This is a genomic window from Salinivibrio sp. AR647 (assembly GCF_001995415.1).
Lineage (GTDB): Bacteria > Pseudomonadota > Gammaproteobacteria > Enterobacterales > Vibrionaceae > Salinivibrio > Salinivibrio costicola.
In genome coordinates this window covers 153,754-171,815 of sequence record NZ_MUFE01000007.1, presented here as the reverse complement: position 1 = coordinate 171,815, position 18,062 = coordinate 153,754, and the positions used below count along the sequence as shown (strand labels likewise).

Sequence of the window (18,062 nt, the reverse complement as noted above, 5' to 3'; positions counted from 1 at the left end):
GATGGCCGCCTAAATCCACGTATTTGCTCGGCTAGACCTAGAATTATCACCATTTATTCTGCAGTGATAACAGAATAATTACACTAAATAAACCTCTCATTAATCATAACTCGCCACTTCAGTCCTACCTAACTAGTTCAAAGTAACAATTTTCCCTTTACATAGGGTGAATTTAACTGGTTTAATTCGTCACTTCTAACGATTCATTAACAGCCATTGATAATAAACACAGTGAAGTGAGAGTCACATGAGTCAAACACAACTCGCCAGTGTCAGTCGAGGTAACTCGCTGGTACTTCAAATACTCATCGGTATTCTTGCCGGTGGTGTTTTAGCCTATCTATCCCCCGAGCTTGCTGGCACAGCCGGATTGCTCGGACAACTTTTTGTCAGCGCATTGAAGGCCGTCGCACCCATTTTGGTTTTCGTTTTAGTGGCAGCGTCCATTGCTAACCAGAAACAAGGCCAACGGGCCAACATGCGCCCCATTATTGGGCTTTATCTTATCGGCACCCTTGCGGCTTCATTGACCGCGGTGACCATGAGTTTTTTGTTCCCGACTACCCTCGAGTTTGCTGCGACGGATGCTAGCATTACGCCGCCAGAGGGTATTAGCCAGGTATTAAGTACGCTACTTTTCAATATCGTTGACAACCCTGTTAACGCGTTGATGAGTGGTAACTATATTGGTATTTTGGCTTGGGCGATTGGCTTAGGTATTGCTCTTCATCATGCGTCGAACGAAACCAAACGTGTCTTCTCGGATGTATCCGAGGGGGTATCGATGATCGTCCGCTTTGTGATCCGGTTTGCGCCTTTGGGTATTTTTGGCTTAGTAGCAAGCACGTTAGCGAAAAGTGGCTTTGATGCTTTGATGGGGTATTTACACCTTTTGGGGGTGCTACTCGGCAGTATGGCAACCATCGCCTTGGTGGTAAATCCGCTGATTGTGTATATCAAAACGCGTCAAAACCCCTATCCCCTTGTTTTTCGCTGCCTGCGTGAGAGCGGTCTCACCGCTTTCTTCACCCGTAGCTCTGCAGCCAACATTCCAGTGAATATGCAGCTATGCCGCCGCCTTGATTTAGATGAAGATACTTATTCTGTCTCTATCCCACTCGGTGCCACCATCAATATGGGAGGCGCGGCGATCACCATTACCGTATTAACCCTGGCTGCTGTTCATACACTCGGTATCCAAGTGGATATCGCCACGGCTGTGCTGTTGAGTGTGGTGGCCGCGGTATCCGCGTGCGGCGCGTCGGGGGTTGCTGGCGGCTCCCTATTGTTGATCCCACTCGCGTGTAATTTGTTTGGTATTCCACAAGAGATTGCCATGCAAGTGGTTGGGATTGGCTTTACTATCGGTGTTTTACAAGACTCTGCCGAAACGGGCCTGAATAGCTCAACCGACGTAGTATTTACTGCGGCGGCATGCTTAGGTGAAACGCGTAAAAACAGCTAACCAACGCCCTTAGCCAAGATCAAAAAAAAGCAGGTGCATCAACACCTGCTTTTTCTTTAACCGCTTTTTAATTGTCAACCAAGGCAACGATTAGCCCTCCAGCACTTTCATCAGCAAATTACCATCGTACATCGCCTGCTTTACCATCGCCGCTCCAGGCATCGTCGCTTGGGTATAGAAATAGCTTTCTTCCAAGACTAGGTACTTGCTATACAGCGGAATCGTCTGCGTTTTTAAACATTCCATGATCGCAGGATACAAGACCGATTTAGCACGATTGAATTCGCCACCAAATAATATTTTTTCTGGGTTAAATAAATTCACCACAATCGCTATGGCGGTTCCCAAGTGATGCCCAAGCTCGGTGATCACTTGGTGGGCCAAACCATCGCCTGACACCGCTGCATCGCATATAGCCTCTATCGTGAGGGGTTGGTCGTGCAAGCAACTCGGATGCCCTTCATTGAGCAATGTCTCCACCTGCTCATAGATCGCGGACAGGCTTGCGACCGTTTCCAAACAGCCATAATTACCGCAAAAACACCGCTTACCAAAGGGCTTAATTTGAATATGACCTAACTCGCCAACGTTACCGATCCGCCCTTGAAGCACTTTGCCCTCGAGCACAATACCGGCCCCAACGCCGCTGTGAACCGCGACCAGAACGGCGCTGTCTGCTTCTTTCGCGTTACCAAACAACTTTTCCGCTAGTGCCCAAGAACGGGTGTCGTTCCCCACAAATACCGGTAAACCGGTCTCACGATGTAATACAGGTCCTAGAGGCATATGGTCGACCTCAAAGTGCGGCATTTGAATCACGGTGCCTTGGGCACTATTTACCAAGCCCGGTAGCGAAATCGCAATACTGGTGACACGATCCACCGTTTGTTGGTGACGAGAGAAAAACGCATTGACATGATCGACCACGGTGGTGAGTAATGCACTTTGCGCCACCACCGTTAATTCATGCCGTTCTTGAATCAAAATTTCACTGCTTAGCGAATGCAGCGCCAGAGTGAGATAACCTCTTCCTAGACGCATGGACAAAAATTGCCAGCCTTCGTTATCCAGCATAAGCCCTACAGCTGGACGCCCGCGCATGCTCGTTTCTTGGATCGGCGCCTCTTTTACAAGGTGAGCGTCCATCAGTTCGCGCACAATTTTGGTGATACTGGCAGGCGCCAGTTGGCTGCGTTTCGAGAGTTCGATCCGCGAAATAGGCTCAAAACGGTCGATTAAGTTATAAATCGTGCCCGCATTTTTGCGCTTAATATGATCGATATGTCCCGGCTGCCCAATAATCATGCCCTTTCCTATTACTACGTGGCTGTGGCGATAAACCCTGACACCGCCTATTTAGGTGAATTTTTTTACTTCGCGAACTAATTGTGAAGCAATTGGCCGCTAGCACGTGACATTTGTCACTTTGTATCTTTGAAATCGCGTACAAACTCACAAAACCTGTCTAAACAGTAACGCTGTTCATCCTCTAATCGCGGGCTAAAAAACAAGATCTCAAACTTATTCGTTGGCATAATGCGGAGCTCATATTCTATCGCTATTAATCACCATGTACCGAGTCAACGAGATATTTGAAACGATCCAGGGCGAAGGCACCTTCACAGGGGTTCCGTCAGTTTTTGTCCGCTTGCAAGGATGTCCAGTAGGATGTGCCTGGTGCGATACTAAGCAAACCTGGGAAACGGATGATAAGGATCAGCAAGATAAGATCTTTATTATTGATAAGTCAGAGGATTCACCGACTTGGTGCTGGCTAGGAGCCGAAGATATCGTCACTGAAATCACGCAACGCTATCACGCTAAGCATATCGTGATTACCGGGGGCGAACCCTGTCTTTATGATTTGGTACCTTTAACGGAAGCCTTGGAAGAGGCTGGATGCCAATGCCAAATTGAAACCAGTGGCACCTATACGGTCTATGCGAGCCAAGCCACCTGGGTAACGGTGTCGCCCAAAATCAATATGCGCGGTAAATTGCCCGTTCTCGCCAGTGCGATGGCGCGAGCCAATGAGATAAAACATCCGGTGGGGACAGAAAAGGACATTACACAACTAGAGATTCTGCTTGAGACCTGCCCAGCCTCTCCTGGTGCAACCATTGCGCTGCAGCCGGTAAGCCAAAAGCCACGTGCAACCAAACTTTGCATCGACACCTGCATTGCGCGCGGCTGGCGTTTATCCGTGCAAACACACAAGTATTTGAATATCGCCTAAGTGACGATGACGGTGACAAGATAAATCGCGCCGTCATGGAGCAAAGCACACGTCGAAAAAGCGACAAAAAACGCCGAGTACTGAAGTGACTTCATAAAGTTGGACACTGCTACTCGGCGTTTTTTTATTTCTCTCGACTGCTTCTTATTTACCTCGAGTATTGTTACTCACGTCGAGTTTCGTTACTCACCTCGATAAGTGCAACCTGCGGTACAAGTTTCTTTCACCATGACCTGGCTTAACAGAGGCAGATTCGGTTTTACCTGTTGCCAAATCCAATGTGCTAGCACTTCACTGGTTGGATTTTCTAGCCCTTCAATGTCATTGAGATAGTAGTGATCCAGGCGCTGATAAATCGGTTTGAAAGCCGCTTTTATTTCGGCAAAGTCGATCACCCACCCCGTATACGGATCAACGTCGCCTTCTACATACAAACGCACCGTAAATGAATGCCCATGTAAACGCCCACATTTATGGCCTTCTGGCACATTCGGTAAATGGTGTGCCGCCTCAAAGGTAAATTCTTTAAACAACTCAGTGGTCATTTTACTTCATTCCAACAACAACAAGAGGCCGCATGCTACTTAAATTCGCTGGCCGACTCAAACGCATTCATCCGACCACACCCGTTAGTCTGTGCGGCCAGAATGCCTCGCAATACGGGTTTCCATCTCATTATTGGGACGATTTACGTCGATGAAATCACACATTTTATATGAGGATACCGCCACAAGTGCGCTCTCGGTTTAACATAGTCGCTACAGGCTAGAACTGATAACTCTATAAATTAATAACAAATGGTTGACTCATGCGTATGACCCTTGCGAGCAAAATTCTTCTTGCTCTTTTTCTTGTTTTCGCTCTTGTGCTCGCCACCTCGCTGGCCTATCAGTCGCATCAACAAAAAGCCTTGATGACATCGATTGTCAGCGAGCAAACCTTAGATAAAGCGTCCAACTACTTTGATAGCCTTAATATGCTGATGCTCACCGGCACCATCAGTCAGCGTAATACGTTGCGAGAGAAAATGCTGTCACACAAAGGCATCGACGACGCTCGCGTGATCCGTGGAGAGGCAATTACCCGCTTTTTTGGCCCAGGAAATCCTGAGCAATCTGCTCAGGATGCCATTGACCAACGTGCCCTCAAAGGTGAAACCATTGTCGAAACCTTTGATGCTGATGCGGGAAAAGGATTGGTGGTCGCCCTGCCGATGAAAGCGAGCAGCGATTATCGCGGTACCAATTGTCTGCAATGCCACGTAGCAGAGGAAGGCACCGTACTCGGTGTTATCCGGCTCGAGTATGATCTTGAGCCTTTGTATAGCACTATCGATAGAGAAATGTTAATTACCGCTGGGATCATGGGCAGCATCGCTGTGATTGGATTTTTAATCTCACTCACTGTGATTCGCCGCTGGGTGGTCTCCCCGCTTAAGCGCGTCTCTGCCTTTATGAAACGCACTAGCCATGACAAAAATCTTTCCGAGCGCCTCAATAATACCCGTGACGACGAGATTGGTGAACTGTGCAATAGTTGCGACCAGTTGCTTGATAACTTTTCTGCCAGCCTGCAACAAGTTCAGCGCACCTCAGAAACCCTGTCTGCTGAGGCCATGAACCTGATCCGTGTCTCAAGTCATACCGATCAATTAGCTGATAGCCAACGTCACGAAACCAATGACATGTCTTCAGCCATCGATGATGTGCAGCAGCATCAACACGACATTCAAAATCGTACTCAAGAAGCGGCGCAATTGAGTGAATCTGCCGCAGGCAGTGCCAATCAGGGCAGTGATCTGGCGAATGTCGCGGCCAATGATATTCGTAAGTTGGTGGCTGATATTGGCCAAGTACGCACACAAATATTGGATGTTAATCAACAAAGCCAGCAAGTAACGACGATCCTCAGCGTGATCCGGGAAATTGCCGAGCAAACTAACTTATTGGCGTTGAATGCCGCCATTGAAGCTGCTCGAGCCGGAGAGCAAGGCCGAGGATTTGCGGTGGTTGCCGACGAAGTACGCAACCTTGCCAGTCGTAGCCATGATGCCACTGGTGAAATCCAAACCATCATTGAAAACTTGTGTGCAGGCAGTGAAGCCTCTGCGCAAGCGGTTGAAGCGACCAGTGAAAGTGCTAATCAACGTGCAGAAACCGTGATGGAACTTTCTACCGCTTTGGGTAATATCGCCGACCAAGTTAAAACGGTCAACGACAACGCCAATGACATCAGCAAACAAAGTGATCACCAGGCGCAAATGACCGATGCCTTGCTCGCTCAAGTGGGTCGTATTCAAAGTCACGCCAACGATACCGCAACCAATGCTAATGAGGTGAAAGCGATTAGTGCAAATCTCGAGCAGCTGGTTGAACAACTTGAAGGGTTAATTGGCCAATTTCAGCTCTCAGACACGCTCAAACCTTGAAGCTATACAGGATACAGGTAAACTTGCTAGTCTAACTTGCAAAATCACTGATGCGGTCACACCCCGTTGGCCGCATTACCTAAACGGAGATAGAAGCGAATTATGACATACGCGCCTGTAGTAGACGTCCTGCGCGGCAAGGCGGCAGTCGACACTGAAGTGACTGTGCGTGGATGGGTCCGGTCACGCCGAGATTCCAAAGCCGGTATTTCTTTTCTTGCCATTTATGATGGTTCTTGTTTTGACCCTATTCAGGCCGTGGTCCCTAATGAGCTGGATAATTATCAGCAAGACGTTCTGCGCCTGACCGCAGGCTGCTCCGTTGAGGTCACGGGTAAGGTTGTTGAATCGCCCGGAAAAGGTCAAGCCTATGAGCTTCAGGCAACGGCAGTGAAGGTCGTTGGCTGGGTTGACGATCCAGACACGTATCCAATGGCGAAAACGCGCCATTCGATTGAGTACTTGCGTGAAGTGGCGCATCTCCGCCCACGTTCGAACGTAATTGGTGCCGTTGCACGTGTACGTCATACGCTCTCACAAGCCATTCATCGCTTTTTCCATGAGCAAGGCTATTACTGGATGTCTGCACCGCTGATCACAGCGTCGGATTGTGAAGGTGCGGGGGAAATGTTCCGGGTGTCTACCCTAGACATGGCCAATGTGCCAAAAACCGAACAAGGCGAAGTCGATTACGATCAAGACTTTTTTGGCAAAGAAGCGTTCTTGACCGTATCGGGTCAGTTAAATGCCGAAACTTACGCCTGTGCACTCAGTAAAGTGTATACGTTTGGTCCCACCTTCCGTGCAGAAAACTCCAATACTAGCCGTCACTTGGCTGAATTCTGGATGGTTGAGCCAGAAGTGGCGTTTGCCGATCTTGATGACTCTGCTGAGCTTGCAGAAGCCATGTTAAAATATGTTTTCAAGGCCGTGTTGGATGAGCGCAAAGATGACATGCAATTCTTTGAACAGCGGATCAATAAAGATGTTCTGACTCGTTTGGAGAAATTCGTCAACGCCGACTTTGCGCAAGTGGATTACACCGATGCGGTCACTATTTTGCAAAACAGCGGCCAAACTTTTGAATTCCCCGTTGAGTGGGGCATTGATTTAGCCTCTGAGCATGAGCGTTACCTGGCAGAAGAGCACTTTAATGCACCGGTTGTGGTAAAAAACTACCCGAAAGACATTAAAGCGTTCTATATGCGTATGAACGATGACGGTAAGACCGTTGCTGCGATGGACGTACTCGCACCGGGTATCGGCGAAATCATCGGCGGCTCTCAGCGTGAAGAGCGCCTAGATGTGCTCGACCAACGCCTTGAAGAAATGGGTCTAGAAAAAGAAGATTTCTGGTGGTACCGCGATCTTCGCCGTTATGGCACTGTCCCTCACTCTGGTTTCGGTCTGGGCTTCGAACGTCTGGTTTCATACGTGACGGGAATGAGCAACATTCGTGACGTGATCCCATTCCCTCGCTCACCACGCAATGCCAGTTTCTAAATAGATACACTTATCCAAAGGCTGCAGGTTGCAGCCTTTTATTTGCATTTAGCTTTCATTCATCATAACCATGGACGACACCAATGTTTGAGAAAATCTCTGCGGCACCTGCTGATCCTATCCTAGGGCTAACTGAAGAATTTAAAGCGGATCCACGTGAAGATAAGATTAACCTCGGGGTCGGGGTCTATAAAAACGAGCACGGCGAAACGCCCGTTTTAACCTCAGTAAAAAAAGCCGAGGCACTACTACTCGATAAAGAAACCACCAAATCTTATTTGAGCATTCCAGGCACCGCCGAATATGGCCTTGCCGTTCAGCAATTACTTTTTGGTGAGCATGCGGATGTCATTAAAGACAAACGCGCACAAACCGCACATTCTCCCGGCGGCACCGGCGCCCTTCGCTTAGCAGGTGAATTTATTAAACGCCACCTAGGCGATGTCACCATTTGGATCAGTAACCCAACTTGGGCTAACCATAAAGGCGTGTTTACCGCGGCAGGTTTAACTCTCGCGGAATACAGCTATTATGATCCGGCCAAAAATGACAAAGATTTTTCAGCGATGGTCGCTGATCTCGAGAAAACGGCAGCGGGCGATGTCGTGCTACTCCACGGCTGCTGTCATAACCCAACCGGTATCGATCCTACCGAGCAAGAATGGCAAACCTTGGCAGATCTCTGCCAACGTAAAGGCTTACTGCCTATGTTTGACTTTGCATATCAAGGCTTTGCCAAAGGCGTAGAAGAAGACGCAGTCGGTCTGCGTATTTTCGCTAACGTCTGCCCAGAGCTGCTGATCGCAAGCTCATTCTCGAAAAACTTTGGCTTATATAACGAACGCGTTGGTGCCTTCACACTGGTCGGGCGTCAAGAGCAAGAAGCGGTCACCGCCTTTAGCCAAGTTAAAAGTATCGCCCGAGTGATTTACTCTAACCCACCTGCCCATGGCGCAGCGGTGGTGACGACGATTCTGAATGACCCAACGCTCAAGGCTGAATGGTTACAAGAATTGGCCACGATGCGAGACCGCATTAAAGCCATGCGCACGGAATTTGTCAAAACACTCAAAGCGCAAGGCGTCTCACGTGATTTTAGCTTTATTGAGCAACAAAACGGTATGTTCTCGTTCTCAGGGCTGAATAAGGATCAAGTGAATGCATTAAAGGCTGATCATGGTGTCTACATTGTCGGTTCCGGTCGGCTTAATGTTGCGGGTATGACGCACACTAACATGGTGCCACTTTGCACTGCGATCGCAAAGGTTTTAGACTAAGCGTCGCTGTCTTAAAAATGAAACAAAGGGCCGCTAGGCCCTTTTTTTGTTAGTGGCATTTATATTTAAACAATTTATTAACAAAACAATTAATAACAAGCCATAGCCGCTACACTAAAACCAACCAGGTTTTTTATGAACTGTGACCAAAAAGATAAACCCTATGAGTAATAATGAAGTTGTATTTGGTGACGATGAACGCCTCGTCTCGACCACTGATAAGCGCGGCGTCATTACTTATTGTAATCCGGAATTCATTCGTATTGCGGGTTATGAAGACAATGAGCTGACGGGGGCACCCCATAATATTATTCGTCATGCCGATATGCCGAAAGCGGCGTTCGCGGATATGTGGCGTAACCTTAAGGCCAATCAACCGTGGCGGGGAATTGTCAAAAACCGCTGTAAAAACGGTGATTATTATTGGGTCGATGCGTATGTTACGCCGATTTATGATCGGGGACAAGTCATGGGCTATCAGTCCGTACGTGTTAAGCCTGATCCCGCCGTGAAGCATCGCGCGGCACAGGTTTACCAAAAGCTCTGTGCGGCAGAAAAAGCAGGGAAATCGCTTAAACACTTTTCGATTGCAGACCTGCCCACAGGCGTAAAACGGGGTTTAATGGCAATCGGTTTAGCCGCCGCGCCCATTTCCCTGATCTTTGATCGCGTGATTTCCGGATGGGATATTGCCGGCGCCATTGCGATGCCATTGATACTGGGGATGATTTTTCGCGATGAGCTTTTTACCCTGCCTACGCTTAGCCGCCGCTTTCAAACGGACTACGACAGTATTAGTCGCTATATTTATTCGGGCACAGGGCTAAGTTCGGTCGTTGATTATAAGGTTAAGCTACTTAATGCCCGAATTCGCACCATTCTGGGTCGTATGCTCGATGCTTCTCTGTCGTTGAACCAGTTTTCGGACGAATTAAGCGCCTTGTCGAAACGCGTCTCCGATGCGATTAACAAGCAAAGCGATCAGATTTCGTCGATTGCTAGCAATATTGACCATGCCTCGGAATCGGCGAATAAGGTATCTGACAATGCGCAACAAAGCGTTGAACTGCTTCAGTCTGTGCAGCAGCAGAGCCAAGAAACTGAATCCTGGTTACAACAGACCGGGGAACAATTAAAAGCGCTTTCCCAGCAATCTGAACACTCGCTCACGGCAACCCAACAGCTATCGGCTACCGCTGAACGCGTGACCGAATCGATGAGTGAAATCAGTGGCATTGCTGAGCAAACCAATTTGCTCGCGTTAAACGCGGCCATTGAAGCAGCACGAGCCGGTGAGCAGGGTCGCGGGTTCGCCGTTGTCGCCGATGAAGTGCGTGCACTTTCCAGCCGCACTCAAAGTGCAACCGAACAAATTCAAGCGTCAATACAAGAGATGCACAACACGATTGCACATTGGCAAACTCAGATCCATGAAAGCCATGAACAAACACAGCAGTGTGTTGATACCACGTCTAACAGTATTTCAAGCTTACATGCTGTTGCGACGGCCATCGAAGATGTGGTGGGAAGAACGAATGAGACGCATCATTCCGCGCAAGCGCAACTAGAGACATTTACTGATATTAGTCGCGACATACATAGCATAGAGTCCGTTTCTCAGCAGAACCTCAATGAAGTAAATGATGTCTCAGAGGCAAGCAGCCAACTTCGCGATAAAGTACGCCAGTTCCATGACATCGCTAGACAGTTCGAATAATCGCTGAGCACTTCACATACTAGCTAAGCAGCGCGAATAAAAGCCAAGCAGTGCGAATAAAAGCGCCATCTGGCGCTTTTATTATTGGATACCGTGCAAGAACTCAGCGCGTGTCGCTGCATTTTTCTTAAACTGGCCCCCTAACGCCGTTGTAGTCGTTTCACTGTTCGCGTCCATCACCCCGCGTGATTTGACGCAATAATGTGTCGCTTCGATACGTACCGCAACATTGTCGGTCTCTAGCAGCGTTTGTAACGCGACTAAAATTTGACGAGTCAACCGCTCCTGGACCTGCGGACGCTGGGCAAAAAATCGTACAATGCGATTAATCTTAGACAAGCCAACCACTTTATTGTCGGGCAGATACGCCACAGTCGCACGACCGTCAATGGTTACAAGGTGATGCTCACAGGTGCTAGTCACAGAAATATCTTTTACCCGAACCATCTCATCACATCCCATTTTATTATCAATCATGGTTACTTTGGGAAACTGTGAGTAATCGAGTCCGGAAAAAATCTCATCGACATACATTTTGGCAATACGCGCTGGTGTTTCTGCCAAACTATCATCGGTAAGATCCAAGTCGATCGACTGCAGAATTTCACGCATGTGAAACTCGATTTTTTCTTTTCGTTCTTCAGAAGACATCTTTGATGCTGTTGTCATTGGGGTTTCGATCCCACGCGCGAGCAGAGCTTCCTGAACTTTTTTTGCAGCATCGCTTAATGCCATGATGGATTCCTTTTTAGGTATGCCTTAAGCCGTTCTTTTACTTACACACTGTAGTCACTATCAGATCAGTGTTGTCATTAAATAGAAGCATAACGTTAATATGCCAAAAATACACCTCGCTGAGACTGTGGATTTATCCGCTGGCGTCGGATTGCCTAATCTCGGCAGTTCATTTTTGTCAAGCATCGTGAACATCCATTCGATTTACCTTACGCCAGATGCAAACTTGCTTAAGATCACACCCCTTTCTCTATCTCAAACACCATCATATCAATGAAATCAAACTGTCATTTTTGTTTGATATCGTTTGCAGATTGTATCGTATCGTTGACGCATTCGAATCACAGTCGAAAGTTGATATCCAAATCGACCGCAGCACTCTCCTGCTTAGCAATTATGCTGGCAAAAGACACCTCCCTAGTGAGGTTATTTCAATAATAATAAACACGCGATGGTATATCTTGTCCCCTCTACCGGGGACTTTTTTTATCTCCCACCAAAAAAGACATTATCTTGACATAAAGCCAATTTTTTATTGGCATATTTGTTATTAAGTTAACTACGCTTGAATTAACACCCACCGTTAGTGACTAAGGAGTCATTATGAAGAGACACGTATTGATGGCGGTCATGCTTGCTGCTGGCGTCACCGCCTGTAGCAGTAGCAATGATGCGAACAATGCTAAAAACGAGGTCACAACCTCTGGCGTTGCTCAGCAATGGCAACTGACCATGATTGATCAACAGGCTATCAGTGCGGAAGGATCCCCAACGTTAAACGTCAATAAGGATATGGAAGTCAACGGCTATACCGGCTGTAACCGTTACTTTGGTAAGGCGGAACTCGACAATAATCGCTTCAAGATTGATCGTATGGCCAGTACGAGAATGGCTTGCGCGGAAAACTCAATGGCGTTAGAACAAACCATGAGCCAAGTGTTGGGTCAATGGAGCGACGCTAGCGTGCGCAATAACACATTGTTACTCAGTAATGATACGCACACCTTAGTCTTTACCCCAGTTAACTCATCCAAGGCGACAGATGATCCGTTACTTAAGAGCCCAGCGGTAAATTCACGCTTCAACAAGGGTGAGAAATATTAACTCTATATCTCAAAGATCGATTCCTGATCTTAAAGACCGGCTCGTGAACGTAAAAGCCGATGAGTTATCCTAGAGGGCGGTACTTGTTACCGCTCGCTTTTTCACGACACCACCATCCAATGCCAACCTTTATCGACATCAGCTTTCGCTCGCGTCAAGCCTATTTCGCCATAAGCGCATAGTCTTGAAGCCGTCATTTCTTTTTGCTCAGTCACGGTGACGCCGCCGACAAACACAGCAACCCGACTCTCCGGTTCGTCCTCAAAAGGTATCTGAAGCCGTTTAACCGCGGTGACGCATTCTTCACCTAATCGCGAGGCCCCCTCAGTGCGAGGCAATATCGCAATAAATTGACTTCCCGTGTAACGACAGACGAGATCGCCTGGTCGTTTAAGCATCTCATCAATGGCTTGTGCCACTTGGCGGATCAACTGATCACCCGCAACCCGACCGTATTGGCTGTTGTAATTAGATAGGTGCTGGATTTCGACCAGCATTAAGCTCAGGGGTGTTTCATCACGGACCGCGCGCTGGATTTCGCGCTCTAATGCTTGTTCAAATTGGGTTCGGTTATATAACCCCGTCAACCCATCACATTTGGTCATTGATTCTAATCGGCTATTCGCATCTTTGAGCGCATGTGTTTTTTGCTCGACTTGGACTTGAACACTGTACGCCCATGCCTGCAGGCGATAGAGCAGATAACAAATCACAAAAAAGATGCCACTACCGATCAAAAACGTCCACATTGGCACCCAGCTTTGTCTTTGTTGCATGTAACGGACTGTGGGATAGCCCACCAACTCCCACTCTCGTCCGGCAAATAAAATGGGTTCAGCGGGCTGTTGTGCCAGCGAATCCTTCATTTGTGCCAGTTCAACACGATGGGTATGCAACACTTGGCGATGATTAGGATCGGTGGTATCAATTAGGGTGTAATTGATACCGTCATTGATCACGGTTTTTATCGCAAGATTGACCAGGGTTTCTACATCGATCACTGCCACTAAAAATCCACGCAAATCCTGGGTATCATCCCCTGCTAGTTGTTCGGGATCGACGAGGATCGGCATAATGAGTAAAAAGCCACGCACATCACCATACGCCCGTTCAATGGTAGTGGCAGGCGTAGCCACTGGCACACCAGTATTAAAGCTGGTTTTAAGTGCCTGGCGTGTGATGGGTGTTGAGCCCAAATCATAACCCATCACAGCGTCTGATTGATTGTTACCTGAGGTAAATCTAAGGGGAAAATACATATCACGGCGAGAGGCGGGTACCAACTGGCTCTGATCGTTGAGTTCAACAATATTGAAGCTTGTTCGATCAGGCTGAGCCGCTGTCATACCTTGTGTGTAATGCCGGCGTTGATGATGCATGACAATATCGGCCCACTCGATCGATTTGAAACTAGGATGACGCTTTAATACCCCAGAGGTTAGAGGCTGAAAATTGCGGGCGTTTAAGCGATGCCCAGCATCGAAGTGATTCTTAACCGCATAAAGCAGCTCAAGACCCAGGTTGACCTCGCGCGCCAGCGCCATTGCCGCATTATTAACATCCTTGTGCAGCTCTTTACGAATGGCTTCTTGCTCTTTTTGATAGAGTAGATGCGCCGTGAATGCCGCAAACCCTACGCCAATAAGCGCCGTTATGATGATGATACTCCATGCACGCCGAGGCATTATTACTATCCTTACCCTATATTACCTACGCAATAAATATGTTAGCTGCGCGATAAATATGCTAGCTGCGCGATAAACATGTTACCTACGCGATAAACGAGGGGGCGTTATAACCCACTTATCTTGTAAGCGTAGTGGGCAAGACTATAAACGATCAATTTTTTAACACTATCTTGGCATGCAGGCTACATTTACCCCATGACAACTGAGTTGAGACAAGTAACGGCTGCAAACATAAACAAGACACCTGCATTTATACGCCACAATGTGGGCTTAATTCGCTTTATTAAGTGCCAAATTTGCGCAGCGAGAGCCAACAAGCCAAACCCAGCCCCGGCAACAAACGCATTAATCTGGCTAGGTGCGATATCTGAATGACTTAACGCCGCCACGCTTGCGACAAACACCATCAGTCCCATAAACGCCATCACACTTGCCAGTGGTAATAACGTGTCAAAAGCCTGCAAACGTGAACGCGCACGCACTAATAGACCATGCCCCAAGCTTGCACCAAGTAACACCAGCTGTAATACCCCGGCGACAACCAGTAGCCCACCCTCAGCCATCAGTATGGTAATCCATGTAACAACGCCCAATAAATTTGCGACATACAACAAAGGAATGGGACCTGACCGACGTGTTTTGCCCGTTTTTGATCGAAACGCAAATATCCCTAACGTTAAGAAGGGTAAGATGGCGAAAAAACTAGATGGAACCAAGATCAACCAAGCAAAAGTCGGCACCCAAAAAGCATGATGAAAACGCCCTCGCTGGCCGGGGCAAATATCGCCCTTCAAAAGGGCTAACGACAACACGAGTTGTGCCCCCAAAACAGCAGACACGATCGCGGGAACAAGTAACACGTACATAACAAAAATTACCTTACATAAAGCATTAAAAAAGAGTCAACTATTGAACTGATTACATTAAAAAGCGCCATCGATCACATTGAATGCGCGAAACAGACTCAAAACCGCCAATAAACTGGCATGTTTGTACACTTATACCAACCTTTATGACAGATAAAAACAACATGACCGCACGACGCGATAATAACAAAGTGGCGCGAGCAGCGGGAACCTTTGCACAAACGGAAAGGACAATGGGTGCAATGATGAGTGAGACCTTAGGGCACATTATTTATAAGCTCCAAATATCATTTTTTGAACTTTGGAGTGCAAAAAAACACGCCAACAGTTTTAATAACACGCGTAGTACCTATCTGCGCAGTCGCTTATGTGTACTGTGTTACGTTTGGGCTGGGCTCACGATCGCTTGGTCTGTCGCTGATTTTCTATTCCTATCGGACACTACCGCCGCCGCCCAACTCTCATTGCAACGCTTGCTATTAGGTGGGATGCTGATAACGATTGGTTACGCAGTGAGTCGAGCTAACAATCTAAAATCGGCTAAACTCGGTCTCGTCGCGATGGTGATTGCCACCAACGCCTTTTATTTCTCTGCCAGCCACACCCTTCATTTCCCTACGGAGAACACCGCGTTTTCCTATAGCTACACGCTATTGCCGATCATTCAGATAGTCATGCTCACTATCTTTCCGCTCACCATGCGCGAAAGTTTATCGTTAATGACAATTACTTTAGCTTGCCATCTCTGGGTGGATTCGTTCGGTGGCACCATGACCAGTCCCGACAATATTGCCTCATACTGGTTACAGACAGTGATTGCCTTCATGGTGGTCTGGTCACAGCTTTCGCAATTACATATGATTTTGCGCCTTTATCGCCAGGCGACACTCGATCCGCTCACCGGGATCTATAATCGCCGAATGCTGCTTCAACTGGCAATGCGCGCACTCGCCGTGAGCGAGGAACGACATTCTCCCTTTTCTGTGTTGTTGCTTGATTTGGATAAATTTAAACGCATTAATGACAAATGGGGCCATTACGCTGGCGACGTTGTTTTACAGTCGTTTACACGTACAGTGCAAGAGCGACTAAGAAAATCTGACATCTTTGGTCGTTTTGGTGGCGAAGAGTTTATCGTATTCTTACCTAAATGCAGTGGTGAGGTCACGGCACAAATCGCTAACCGATTACTCGAAGAAGTCGAAAGTATGGATGTGCCAATTGATGAAAGCCGAACGCCGCTCAAGGTGACCGCGTCGATTGGTATCTCCACCTTTCAACCCGGTGACACACTCTCATCATTGATTGAACGAGCGGACAGTGCGCTTTACCAAGCCAAAGCCGAAGGACGAAATTGTGTCCGTGCCTACCAACCGGGTCATCAAACCAGTGTTGATGCACGAAATTCAGTGAGCCGCGACAACATTGATATGCCGACCGAAGCATCACTTTAAATCAGCCGCACGGTGAGTCGACGGCGTTCATGCCATAAGCCCATCGTACGGCAAGCTCATGGCTCAGTATGATACGAGGCCGTGCTCATGGGGCCGCCGTTTGCTGGTGTATTTTGCGAGCGCGGCTTCGACTCACCACCCGGGATAACCCAAACACCAAACCTAATAAAACCAGTCCCAACGCTAATGCGGCAATGACCACGCCGAACCATGCATAATGCTGCCAAGCCGCGATGAGATAAAAGCCGCCAAGACTGCCACCGACATAATAATGTACCAAATACAAAGCCGTTGCGGTTGCTTTGCCTTGTGCAGCTTGGCGGCTCACCCACCCATAAGCTAAAGAGTGAGTGAAAAAAGCCCCACCGCTAACCACCAACAACCCAATAACTATCCAAGGTATATCATGACTTAATGTCACTAATACGCCTAGCATCGCCACCAAGGTGCCAAAGGCCATGCCTCTGATTGCACCATACTTGAGCACCCACCGGCCACTGAGCCGTGATGTCACCGTACCGGCGAGATAACAAACAAATACCGATGACACCAAGCTTACCGGTAACTGATAAGGAGGCGCTACAAGTCGAAAGGCGGTGACCGAAAATAAATTAACAAACAATGCAAAGTTTACCCCACCAATAAGCATGGCTATCCACAAACTTGGCGTACGTAAATGCGACAAGACCCCACGTGAATGGGTGAGCAACGATGTTCTACCTGGGGAGAAATAGCGTTGACGAGGCAGCAATTTTGTCACGATCATCACTCCCGCCAGTGTGAAGGCCGCCATGGCGAGGACCGCACCATGCCAGCCCCACCAATCGGTCATTATGCCACCAGCAACGCGACCAGAAATGCCACCCAGTGAATTAGCACTGATGTAACTGCCCACGGCGATCGCTAACGCCTTGGGAGAAAACTCTTCGGCCATGTAAGCGACCGCCACCGCCGCGAATCCACCAAGAGACAAGCCCATCAACGCGCGCAGCAGAACAATCATCCAAAATGATGAGGTACTCGCCATCGCAAGCCCAACAAGCGGCAGCATCCATAAGCTGGTCAGCATCACAGGCCGACGCCCAATACGTTCAGAGAGCACCGCCCAAGGCACTAAGGAAAAGGATAACCCTAGCGTTGCCGCCGCAAGCAACCAGTTCGCACGCGTTTCACTGATCCCATCACTGGCTGCAAACACAGGCAACATCGGTTGGAACAAGTAAAGGTTACAAAAAATCAGAAAAGAGCCGAACGCAAGTGCAAATGCCGTCAGCCGATAACGTGATGAGCCAAGCTCAATCATGACAACCTCACCGTTTAGTCAGATGACCCTATACTAGCAACGGCAATGTGCGTAATAAAATAGATTCACGTTAAGTTAGTTTCATTGTCAGCTATTAGTGCGTCACAATGCCGAACATCACATATTGCCCCTATACTCTATGCAGGAATATCGCTAAAATCGCCGGCCAATTAATCGCCCGCTTTGGCGCATGACTGCAAATCATTTGCTCACACGCGCGGCAGACCAAGAGACAAAGACGTGACACCGACTGCTATATACGACTATACCCCCTACTGGGCCGCTT

At 48.1% G+C, this 18,062-nt stretch carries 14 protein-coding genes; 8 read left to right on the top strand and 6 right to left on the bottom strand.

The window, feature by feature from the left end; translation table 11 throughout:
- Positions 1-247 precede the first annotated feature (247 nt).
- Positions 248-1,465: a serine/threonine transporter SstT gene (gene sstT / locus BZG76_RS10550; protein ID WP_077461301.1), complete on the top strand. Its 1,218-nt coding sequence runs from the start codon at positions 248-250 to the stop codon at positions 1,463-1,465.
- A gap of 90 nt (positions 1,466-1,555) precedes the next feature.
- On the opposite strand, the gene mlc is transcribed toward sstT, so the two are convergent.
- The gene (mlc, locus tag BZG76_RS10545) at positions 1,556-2,770 is read right to left on the bottom strand and encodes a sugar metabolism global transcriptional regulator Mlc (protein WP_021022794.1); all 1,215 of its coding nucleotides are present in this window, start codon (positions 2,768-2,770) and stop codon (positions 1,556-1,558) included.
- 265 nt (positions 2,771-3,035) lie between these two features.
- Here mlc and queE point away from each other — a divergent pair, with 265 nt between their 5' ends.
- Positions 3,036-3,701, top strand: coding sequence for a 7-carboxy-7-deazaguanine synthase QueE (queE, locus tag BZG76_RS10540; protein ID WP_077461300.1), 666 nt, complete (start codon positions 3,036-3,038; stop codon positions 3,699-3,701).
- 182 nt (positions 3,702-3,883) lie between these two features.
- Here queE and queD read toward each other — a convergent pair whose 3' ends face one another.
- A complete protein-coding gene (gene queD / locus BZG76_RS10535; protein WP_021022792.1) occupies positions 3,884-4,246 on the bottom strand; it encodes a 6-carboxytetrahydropterin synthase QueD in 363 nt (120 codons plus the stop codon).
- Between the two features lie 263 nt (positions 4,247-4,509).
- Here queD and BZG76_RS10530 point away from each other — a divergent pair, with 263 nt between their 5' ends.
- From BZG76_RS10530 to BZG76_RS10515, 4 genes are all read left to right on the top strand, one after another.
- Positions 4,510-6,129 carry a methyl-accepting chemotaxis protein gene (locus tag BZG76_RS10530; protein ID WP_077461299.1) on the top strand — a complete coding sequence of 540 codons (1,620 nt, stop codon included), beginning with the start codon at positions 4,510-4,512 and terminating at the stop codon, positions 6,127-6,129.
- A 102-nt stretch (positions 6,130-6,231) separates the two neighbouring features.
- Positions 6,232-7,632 (top strand): asparagine--tRNA ligase, encoded by a 1,401-nt coding sequence (gene asnS / locus BZG76_RS10525; RefSeq protein WP_021022790.1) that lies wholly within the window; start codon positions 6,232-6,234, stop codon positions 7,630-7,632.
- Between the two features lie 83 nt (positions 7,633-7,715).
- The gene (locus BZG76_RS10520) at positions 7,716-8,909 is read left to right on the top strand and encodes an amino acid aminotransferase (RefSeq protein ID WP_077461298.1); all 1,194 of its coding nucleotides are present in this window, start codon (positions 7,716-7,718) and stop codon (positions 8,907-8,909) included.
- Positions 8,910-9,072: 163 nt separating this feature from the next.
- The gene (locus tag BZG76_RS10515) at positions 9,073-10,626 is read left to right on the top strand and encodes a methyl-accepting chemotaxis protein (protein ID WP_077461297.1); all 1,554 of its coding nucleotides are present in this window, start codon (positions 9,073-9,075) and stop codon (positions 10,624-10,626) included.
- Between the two features lie 81 nt (positions 10,627-10,707).
- Here the strand turns inward: BZG76_RS10515 and folE are convergent, their stop codons facing one another.
- A complete protein-coding gene (gene folE, locus BZG76_RS10510) occupies positions 10,708-11,364 on the bottom strand; it encodes a GTP cyclohydrolase I FolE (RefSeq protein ID WP_033379171.1) in 657 nt (218 codons plus the stop codon).
- Between the two features lie 600 nt (positions 11,365-11,964).
- Here folE and BZG76_RS10505 point away from each other — a divergent pair.
- Complete coding sequence (locus tag BZG76_RS10505; RefSeq protein ID WP_077461296.1) at positions 11,965-12,465, top strand: META domain-containing protein; 501 nt, start codon at positions 11,965-11,967, stop codon at positions 12,463-12,465.
- A 101-nt stretch (positions 12,466-12,566) separates the two neighbouring features.
- On the opposite strand, the gene BZG76_RS10500 is transcribed toward BZG76_RS10505, so the two are convergent.
- Positions 12,567-14,150, bottom strand: a complete 1,584-nt coding sequence (locus BZG76_RS10500; protein ID WP_077461295.1) for a CHASE domain-containing protein — start codon at positions 14,148-14,150, stop codon at positions 12,567-12,569.
- Positions 14,151-14,341: 191 nt separating this feature from the next.
- Positions 14,342-15,019, bottom strand: coding sequence for a hypothetical protein (locus BZG76_RS10495; RefSeq protein WP_077461294.1), 678 nt, complete (start codon positions 15,017-15,019; stop codon positions 14,342-14,344).
- Positions 15,020-15,165: 146 nt separating this feature from the next.
- Between BZG76_RS10495 and BZG76_RS10490 the strand changes: the two genes are divergently transcribed.
- Positions 15,166-16,473, top strand: coding sequence for a GGDEF domain-containing protein (locus BZG76_RS10490; RefSeq protein WP_158011338.1), 1,308 nt, complete (start codon positions 15,166-15,168; stop codon positions 16,471-16,473).
- Between the two features lie 85 nt (positions 16,474-16,558).
- Here BZG76_RS10490 and BZG76_RS10485 read toward each other — a convergent pair whose 3' ends face one another.
- Complete coding sequence (locus BZG76_RS10485; protein ID WP_077461293.1) at positions 16,559-17,776, bottom strand: MFS transporter; 1,218 nt, start codon at positions 17,774-17,776, stop codon at positions 16,559-16,561.
- Positions 17,777-18,062: the final 286 nt, after the last annotated feature.